The sequence below is a fragment of the Brevundimonas sp. genome, from assembly GCF_036399195.1.
Classification (GTDB): domain Bacteria; phylum Pseudomonadota; class Alphaproteobacteria; order Caulobacterales; family Caulobacteraceae; genus Brevundimonas.
In genome coordinates this window covers 1-3,012 of sequence record NZ_DASWNO010000108.1, presented here as the reverse complement: position 1 = coordinate 3,012, position 3,012 = coordinate 1, and the positions used below count along the sequence as shown (strand labels likewise).

The following is a 3,012-nucleotide window of genomic DNA, read 5'->3' as shown; positions in this document are numbered from 1 at the left end:
CACGGTGGACTTGCCGACGCCGCCCTTGCCGCTGGCGATCGCGAGCACGCGCCGGACGTGAGCGGGGCGGTCGGTGGGGACCGGCGCCTTCGGGCGGCCCTGATCCACGGCCTGCGGCGACAGGCTGGCGCGGCGCGGGGGCGCGGCGGGCGCGGTCTCGGCGCTGAGGACCACGAAGGCGCGCTCAACGCCCGGCAGCGCCTTGAGAGCCGCCTCGGCCGCGTCCCGGACCGGGGCGTAGAGGGCGGCGTCCCCTGCGGCCACCTCGAGCGCGAAGCCGGCGCGGTCGTCGGCGACGACCAGCCCCTGCACCAGCCCGGCGGCCGCAAGCCCGCGGCCGCTTTTGGGGTCGATGACCGCATCAAGGGCGGCGAGCACGGCGGAACGGTCGGGCAAGGCGGGTCCTGGGCGGGTTGCCGGGGCGGAGCTCCCGTTCTATCGCCGAACGCCCCCTGCCCGCGAGCGCCAATTGTCCCACCCCCTGATCCAGCTGATCGCCGGGCCGACCGCCTCGGGCAAGTCGCGGCTGGCGCTGGAAATGGCGGAGAAGACCGGCGCCGTCGTCGTCAACGCCGACAGTCAGCAGCTTTACGCGGACCTGCGGGTGCTGAGCGCCCGACCCTCAGAGGCTGACGAGGCGGCGGCGGAGCACCGGCTCTATGGCGTGGCGGACGCCGCCGATCCGTGGTCGGTCGGCCGCTGGGGCCGCGCCGTGGGGCCGCTGCTGGCCGAGCTGGCGGCGCAGGGACGGACGGCGGTCATCGTCGGCGGGACGGGTCTCTATTTCACGTCCCTGACCAAGGGCTTGGCGGATATTCCGGAGGTGCCGCATCCGGTTCGGGACGCAGCCGCGACAGCCTTCGGCATGCTCGGCGAGCCGGAATTCCGGCGCAGGCTGGCGGAGATCGATGCGGACGCAGCGGCGCGGATCGAGGCGGGGGACCGCCAGCGTCTGACGCGGGCCTGGGCCGTCGCCGAGCACACCGGCCGCGCCCTTTCCGACTGGGCCGCCGACACACGGCCGATGCTGGCGGAGGGATCATGGACGGGTCTGGTGGTCGAGCCGGCCCGCGAAGTCCTCTACGCCCGCTGCGACGCGCGGGTGGGGCGAATGGTGGATCAGGGCGCGCTGGACGAGGTGAAGGCGCTGGTCGCGCGGAGGCTGGATCCGGCGCTCCCGGCGATGAAGGCGGTCGGCGTGCGGGAGTTCGCCGACGCCCTGTCCGGCGAGATCAGCCTTGAAATCGCGATTGAGCGCACCCGCCAGGCCACCCGGAACTACGCCAAGCGGCAGCTGACCTGGTTCCGGAACCAGACGCCGGACTGGCCGCGGCATCCCGGGTTCGCCTGACGCGCCTTGGAAACCGGGGCTCCTTGCCCTATATTGAGCCTGTTCGGGTTCGCCCGGACTATGGCGATAAACGCGCTTGTAATAAGCGGACCGGACCCGGGTGCGATTCCCGGCGGCTCCACCATTTCCTCCCGTGTATCGGCGGGCGGTGCGGGGCCGACTAGCATCGACGGACGTGTAAAGAAGACTGCTTTCGCTCGTCCTGGCCCACCGTATCGGGCCATTTTCTAACTGCGAACGATAACTTCGCTGGAGAAGTCGCTCTCGCCGCGTAAGCGGTTCGGGTGATTTCGAACACTTAAGTCCTGGGGGATCAGTTCCTCAGGCGGGGCCCGCCGGGAGCCTGGCAACAGAATCCCGGCACTTTCCTCCCGCTTTACCCTCTCGCCGTCTTTCGCCCGCGGGCCCGCGCGTCTAAACCCTCGACTGCAACGCCGAGGGACCCGATGGCCGACGAGACCCCGCCAGTCGACGAGATGCACTACGAGCAGCTGGCGCAGGACGCCCTGCGCGGCGTCATCCGAGCGGCGCTGGAGCGCGCCGCCATGCCCGAGGGCATCCCCGGGGCCCACCATTTCTATGTGACCTTCAAGACCCGCGCGCCCGGCGTCAGCGTCCCGCCCGACATCATGGCCAAATATCCGGACGAGATGACGGTCGTGCTGCAGCACCAGTACTGGGACCTGAAGGTCGAGCCGAACCGGTTCTCGGTGATGCTGAAGTTCGGCGGCATGCCCAAGGTGCTGGCCATGCCCTATACGGCGGTGACGCGGTTCTACGACCCGTCGGTGCAGTTCCTGCTGCAGTTCGAGGCGCCCGCGACGGTCGAGCAAATCGCCGCGGAGGTCGCGGAAGCCGCACCCGCCGCCCCCCCGCCCTCGGATGGCGGCGACGACGGACCCAAGGTCGTGTCGCTGGACCAGTTCCGGAAGAAGTAGGCCCTTCCCCTCTCGCCGATGTCGGCTAACCTCGGTCATCCGGGGTGGAGAGCGGTTATGGCACGAGGATGGATCATCGCGCTGGGCCTTTGGCTAGCGGTGTCGGCGACGGCGGCGGCCCAGAGCCCGACGGCCCCGACCCGGTTCGACAACTGGACGTCGCTGTTCGTCTCGGCCGATTGGCGCGACGGACGGGGCCGACCGATCGAAGCGTTCGACAACGCCCGGCGCGATCTGGTCGAAGCCTTCCTCGCGGCGGGCCTGCCGCGCGAAACCATGGTCGATTACAGCCTGCGGCCGACGCCCGGGATGATCGAGGTGACCGCCTCCAACATCGTCGACGGGCTGACCGAAACGGCGGGACGCGGGCAGGCCGGCTGCCTGCTGTATTTCACCTCGCACGGCTCCCCCACATCCATGGTGTTCGGCGACGCCGCCCCGATGACCCCGGACATGATGGTCAACATCGTGCGCCGGGCCTGCGGCGCCCGGCCGACGGTGGTGATCGTCTCCGCCTGCTACTCCGGCATCTTCGTCGAGGGGCTTAAGGCGCCGAACCGGATGGTGTTGACCGCCGCCAGTCGCACGCGCTCCTCGTTCGGCTGCGGGGCGGGCGAGCGCTATCCGTGGTTCGACGGATGCGTGCTTGAGACCCTGCCGACGGCCGCGGATTTCCTCGCTCTCGCCGCAGGGGCGCGGGCCTGCGTCGCCAGCAAGGAACAG

At 70.4% G+C, this 3,012-nt stretch carries 4 protein-coding genes and 1 other RNA gene; 4 read left to right on the top strand and 1 reads right to left on the bottom strand.

Annotated features, from left to right (window positions below; all coding sequences use genetic code 11):
* Positions 1–396: iron-sulfur cluster assembly protein (locus VGB60_RS05195; RefSeq protein WP_331037201.1), on the bottom strand; the 396-nt coding region annotated here is incomplete at its 3' end.
* A gap of 73 nt (positions 397–469) precedes the next feature.
* On the opposite strand from VGB60_RS05195, the gene miaA reads away from it, so the two are divergent.
* The 4 genes from miaA to VGB60_RS05175 form a co-directional block, all read left to right on the top strand.
* A complete protein-coding gene (gene miaA, locus VGB60_RS05190; RefSeq protein ID WP_331037200.1) occupies positions 470–1,351 on the top strand; it encodes a tRNA (adenosine(37)-N6)-dimethylallyltransferase MiaA in 882 nt (293 codons plus the stop codon).
* 2 nt (positions 1,352–1,353) lie between these two features.
* Positions 1,354–1,716: a transfer-messenger RNA gene (gene ssrA, locus VGB60_RS05185) on the top strand.
* 81 nt (positions 1,717–1,797) lie between these two features.
* Positions 1,798–2,289: an SspB family protein gene (locus VGB60_RS05180; protein WP_331037199.1), complete on the top strand. Its 492-nt coding sequence runs from the start codon at positions 1,798–1,800 to the stop codon at positions 2,287–2,289.
* Between the two features lie 57 nt (positions 2,290–2,346).
* Positions 2,347–3,012 (top strand): C13 family peptidase (locus tag VGB60_RS05175; protein WP_331037198.1); only part of this gene is annotated, 666 nt, incomplete at its 3' end.

What these genes read in the sequence shown, in the direction of transcription:
- VGB60_RS05180 (WP_331037199.1), top strand. Translation starts at nt 1,798, where the DNA reads ATGGCCGACGAGACCCCGCCAGTCGACGAGATGCACTACGAGCAGCTG.